4 protein-coding genes and 1 pseudogene are annotated in these 4,830 nt (G+C 56.9%); 4 read left to right on the top strand and 1 reads right to left on the bottom strand.

What is annotated here, in order from left to right; genetic code table 11:
* The first annotated feature begins 169 nt into the window (after positions 1–169).
* Entirely contained in the window at positions 170–1,273 is a 1,104-nt protein-coding gene (locus ACMLHG_RS13940) for a glycoside hydrolase family 99-like domain-containing protein (RefSeq protein ID WP_417170885.1), read from the top strand.
* Positions 1,274–1,730: 457 nt separating this feature from the next.
* Positions 1,731–2,015, top strand: a pseudogene (locus ACMLHG_RS13935) (CatB-related O-acetyltransferase); the annotation flags it as partial.
* A 15-nt stretch (positions 2,016–2,030) separates the two neighbouring features.
* Here ACMLHG_RS13935 and ACMLHG_RS13930 read toward each other — a convergent pair.
* Positions 2,031–2,879: a helix-turn-helix transcriptional regulator gene (locus ACMLHG_RS13930; RefSeq protein ID WP_417170884.1), complete on the bottom strand. Its 849-nt coding sequence runs from the start codon at positions 2,877–2,879 to the stop codon at positions 2,031–2,033.
* A gap of 121 nt (positions 2,880–3,000) precedes the next feature.
* On the opposite strand from ACMLHG_RS13930, the gene ACMLHG_RS13925 reads away from it, so the two are divergent.
* Positions 3,001–3,993: a zinc-binding dehydrogenase gene (locus tag ACMLHG_RS13925; protein WP_417170883.1), complete on the top strand. Its 993-nt coding sequence runs from the start codon at positions 3,001–3,003 to the stop codon at positions 3,991–3,993.
* 3 nt (positions 3,994–3,996) lie between these two features.
* Positions 3,997–4,761, top strand: a complete 765-nt coding sequence (locus ACMLHG_RS13920) for a sugar phosphate isomerase/epimerase family protein (protein ID WP_295808692.1) — start codon at positions 3,997–3,999, stop codon at positions 4,759–4,761.
* The last annotated feature ends 69 nt before the right edge of the window (positions 4,762–4,830 follow it).

The raw sequence follows: 4,830 nt of genomic DNA, 5'->3' as shown, positions 1-4,830 counted from the left end.
ATATTGGAAAATTACTTGAATATTTTTCATTATGCTGTCATGTTATGTCAGGTGCTTTCTCCGATTGAATGCAGGTTGTCATTAATATCTCCGCCTTGCGGCTTTTATCTGTCGTGGAGATGGAAATGATTGTAGGTCGTTACTCTCTGATGGCAAGGAACAGCCGCACATGAATAAATTTCGTTTTATCGCATTTTATCTGCCGCAATATTATCCGACGGCCAGCAACAATCGCTGGTATGGAACCGGGTTTACGGAATGGACGAATCTGGGAAAGGCAAGAAAGTGCTATCCGGGCCACGATTTTCCACATGTTCCTTCTGAACTGGGGTATTATGATCTGCGCCTTCCGGAGGTCCGTGAGGCTCAGGCCGCATTGGCGCGGGAGTATGGAATCGAGGGCTTCTGCTACTACCATTATTGGTTTGGAAACGGCGTCCGTGAACTGGAGCGCCCCTTTCAGGAAGTTCTGGCGTCCGGCAAACCGGATTTTCCCTTCTGCCTCTGCTGGGCCAACCAGACGTGGAAGAAAAAAATGTGGGATAAGGATGCCGTGATTGAAGCAAAAATTCTTCAAGAGCAGCGTTATCCGGGGCCGGAGGATGAAGAGGCGCATTTTGCAACCTGCCTGCCTGCATTCCGGGATCCCCGATACATTCAGGTAGATGGGAAACCGCTTTTCATGATCTATCGCCCGCTGGAGATGCCCGATCCCACCGCATTTATGGAACACTGGCAGAAACTGGCCCGTGAAAACGGATTGAAAGGGATCTACTTCATTGGGCAGACTCCGAATGCAAAACGCGATCTTGAGGCGATTCTGCAGACTGGTGCAGATGGGGTGAACACGTTGCGCATGCATGATTACCGACGTTGTTGGAATCCGGTCAAATATGCGTTGAAACGACTGTGGTGGAATTTTTCACCATATCCGAAAATTGTTAAATATAAAGATATTTCACGTTTTTTTATTGCCGAAGAAGATCGTAGGGAAAATATTTTTCCGTCGGTATTGCCGAATTGGGATCATTCCCCTCGTTCCGGGCGCGGCGGCAGCATCATTCATGGATCGTCACCTCAACTTTTCGAACGCAATGTTCGTGAGGCGCTGGCCGCTGTGGCGGAGAAGCAACCTGACCATCGTTTGATTTTCATCAAATCCTGGAACGAATGGGGAGAGGGCAACTATATGGAACCGGATCTGCGATTCGGGCGCGGATATCTGGAGGCTTTGAAACGGGCCATTGACGCTGTGAGTGCTGGCGAACATTGATTTCCGTTTTAATGGATGCTGTGAGTCTTCAATTTCCGGGGCGATATGGCTGCCGGAAGAAAAATGAAATGTTCTGAATATTAATTCGTGTGGTCTGCAAATGAGCTTTGTTGATTCCCGCTGGGTGAAAATTGGTGCAGTTATACTCTTCTTTTACAGTAGTAAGAAACGCAAGATGTTCCGGCATCGTTTCTCCAGTAGAAGCCGGTTGAACCGGAAACTGTTCCGGGCGGGGATTATCGGGGAGCATACCTATGTGGTGCCGGGCAGCACGATCGTGGACTCCCGCACCCGGATCGGGAAATTCTGCTCCATCGCGAAAAATGTCTCGATCGGAACCACCATGCACCCGGTGCATGCGCTGACAACCCACCCGGTCTCCTACACCGGTGAGGAGGACGGGTTGAACATCCCGCCGGAGAACCGGGTCGAATTTCAGAACAAACGCCCCGTCCACATCGGCAACGATGTCTGGATCGGGCTCAATGTGGCGATCATGGATGGCGTATCCATCGGCGACGGCGCGGTGATCGGCGCGGGGGCGGTGGTGACGAAGGACATTCCGCCCTACGCCATCGCGGTCGGGGTTCCGGCGCGCGTCATCAAGTACCGGTTCGACGAGAAGACCGTCGCCCGGCTGCTCAAAACCCGCAGGTGGGACCGTTCGCCCGAGGTGATTGCACAGCTGCCGCAGGGCGATGTCCCGGCCGCGCTGGATCTTTTGGAGAAGCTGGACGCCTGACTGCACTTCTCCCGCTCATAAATCTGTATGTCCGGCGACCTCCCCGCCGCCGTGGAGGTGCCGCAGCATCTTCTCCGCCCGGAACTCCCGGGGCGATACGCCCCAGAACTGGCGGAAGCGGCGCGAGAAATGGAATTGATCGGCGAATCCGGTCATCTCCGCAATCTGCTTGCAGCTGCCCGCATGATAGAGCAGCTGCTGGGCGGCGAGATTCATCCGCTTGCGGTTCAGGTACTGCATCGGCGGTTCCCCGTAGTAGCGGTGAAAGAGGGAGGAAAAGCGCGACACCGACAGCGCGGCCTCCCGGGCGATCTCCTCCAGCGTCAGCGGATCGGCGATTCTGGTCCACATGAACTCCTCCGCTCTCTGCAGCCGCTTCGGAATCTGCAGTTCCGGGTTCCGGATCAGGCGGCTCAGTTCGTAAAAGAGCAGATCGACCAGGTGTTCGAGCACATATTCATCCTGTTGCTGGCGGGAGTTCAGTTCGCGCAGAATCGCCTCGAAATAACGGAGAAACACCGGTTCGGCATCGGCTTTCAATGCGCGCCCCGCCGGCAGTCCGTGCAGTTCCCGGAGGAGGTTTGCCGCACTCCCTTCGAGCACGCACCAGGAGTGATCCCAGGAGCGCTCCGGATTCCCGTAATAACAGAGCGTTCCATGCGGCCAGAGGATGAAGCCGCCCCGGCAGTCCGTCTCGTGCCCCGCCCGGGCCGGCGTGTGGAAGAACATCAGCAGAAGTTCTCTCTGCTGATGGTAGCGGAGCATCCCCGGCAGCATTGCCTCATGGATTCCCAGCGAAGAGACCCGGAGCCTCCCTGCCGGAACCGCCGTTTCCGGAGAACGGTACAGCTGAAACGTGCTCATAGGAAAAATATCCATGTTTTCAGAAGAAATCTCTATGGTAATTTATACGATATTCATAAAAAATGCAATATAATAGAGAAAGGATTTCCCCGGATTTATACAGAAGGAAAGGAATGGAAAAATGAGTACGGAGAAACGGTTTGCCTTCACCGGCAAAGAGGCGGTCGAACTGCAGACCTTTGAGCTCGGCGAGCCGGGTGAGAAGAGTGTGAAAATCCGCACCGTGGCGTCGATGGTCAGCACGGGAACAGAAGGCATCGTCTTCCGCCGCGCCTTCACGGCGGGCAACCACTGGGATCAGTGGGTGAAATATCCGTTTTTCCCCGGCTACTCCGCGGCGGGGTATGTGACCGCGGTCGGGCCCGGCGTCAGCCGGTTCAAGGTGGGCGACCGGGTGGTCACCCGCAACGGGCACGCCAGTGCGTCGATCGCTCCGGAAGATCAGTGCTACCGGATTCCGGAGGGGCTGTCGTTTGAAGACGCGCTCTGGTTCGCCTTCGCCAAGATCACCGCGATGGGGGCGCGTGTCGCCCGTTACCAGCTCGGCGACCGGGTCGCGGTGGTCGGTGCGGGGTTGATCGGCCAGTTCTCCGCCCGCTGGGCCTATGCCGCCGGGGCGGCGAAGGTGGTGGTGATCGACCCGGTTGCCGATCGTCTCCGCTATCTGGAGGGGGCCGGGAGTTTCGTGACGCTTGCCGAACCGGTGGCGCAGTGCTATGAGAAACTCGCTGAAATCTGCGGCGGGGAGCTGCCCAATATCGTGGTGGAGGCGACCGGAAGCGCGCGGGTGTTTCAGGATGCGCTCAAGGCGGTCGGGCGGTTCGGCAAACTGGTGCTGATGACCGACACCGGCACGCCGGAGGAGCAGAGGCTTTCGGGTGAGGTGATCACCCGCGGCCTGACCATTGTCGGAGCGCATGATCCGCAGGAGCGGCCGGAGTGGAACTCCGGAATCATTGCGCCGCTCTTCTTCGGCATGTGTCTGGATGGGCGGATCCGTTTGAACGGCATGGTGTCGCACCACTTTTCGTACCGGAATCCGGCGGAGGTCTACCGCACCTGTATGGAAGAGCGCAATACCGTGATGGGCGTGGTGATCAACTGGGAGGAGTAAGCGATGAAGACGATGAAACTGAGTGCGCCGGACTGGTGTTTTTTTCCGGAGGGAGCCGATCCGGATACCTACTACCGGAAGTTGAAGGCGATGGGCTACTCCGGGGTGGAGATGGTCGCTCCGGAGCGGTGGCAGGCGGCGAAGCGCGCCGGTCTGGAGATCGTCAACCTCTCCGGCCCCGGCATGACCGACGGCATGAACCGCCGCGAAAACCGGCAGAAACTTTCCGATGAGATTCTCCGCATGACCGAAGACGCTTCGAAGAACGGCATCCCGTACATCATCGTCTTCAGCGGCAACCGGGGCGAGCTCAGCGATCGGGAAGGGCTGGAAAACTGCCTCGAAGGATACAGCGCCCTGCTGGAACGGATGAAGGGCTCCGGAGTGAAACTGCTGTTTGAAATGCTGAACCGCTTCGATCACGAGGACTATCAGGCGGACACCGAAACATTCGGGTTTGAACTCGCGGAAACGCTCAACAGCGGGGACTTCCGGCTGCTCTACGACATCTACCACATGGTCCGTGGCGGCTGCGATCCGCTGCAGGATCTGGAGAAGAAACTGCCGTACATCGCGCACTTCCACGTTGCTTCGCTTGAAGGGCGGAAGTTCCCCGAACCGGATGGGGCGATCGACTACCGGGCGTTCTTCACCGCGGTTCCGGAGGGGAAGTTCAACGGCTACGTCGGCATGGAGTTTTTCCCGGAAGATTCGGAGCGGGATCTCGCCCGCGCAGCAGAGCTATTCCTGAGTTATCAGAGAAATTGACCGGCAGGGCCTTGCCTGGACGGAATCTTCGACAGGAGATTCCGTTTTTTTGTTTTTTTTCGTGAAAAA

This window comes from Victivallis sp. (genome assembly GCF_048170485.1).
GTDB lineage: Bacteria > Verrucomicrobiota > Lentisphaeria > Victivallales > Victivallaceae > Victivallis.
The sequence above is the reverse complement of the archived record's forward strand: the minus strand, read 5'-3'. Positions and strand labels throughout refer to the sequence as shown.

Bases quoted from the DNA above. Each gene is read 5' to 3' on its own strand.
- ACMLHG_RS13940 (WP_417170885.1), top strand. From the start codon at position 170: ATGAATAAATTTCGTTTTATCGCATTTTATCTGCCGCAATATTATCCG.
- ACMLHG_RS13930 (WP_417170884.1), bottom strand. From the start codon at position 2,879: ATGAGCACGTTTCAGCTGTACCGTTCTCCGGAAACGGCGGTTCCGGCA.
- ACMLHG_RS13925 (WP_417170883.1), top strand. From the start codon at position 3,001: ATGAGTACGGAGAAACGGTTTGCCTTCACCGGCAAAGAGGCGGTCGAA.
- ACMLHG_RS13920 (WP_295808692.1), top strand. From the start codon at position 3,997: ATGAAGACGATGAAACTGAGTGCGCCGGACTGGTGTTTTTTTCCGGAG.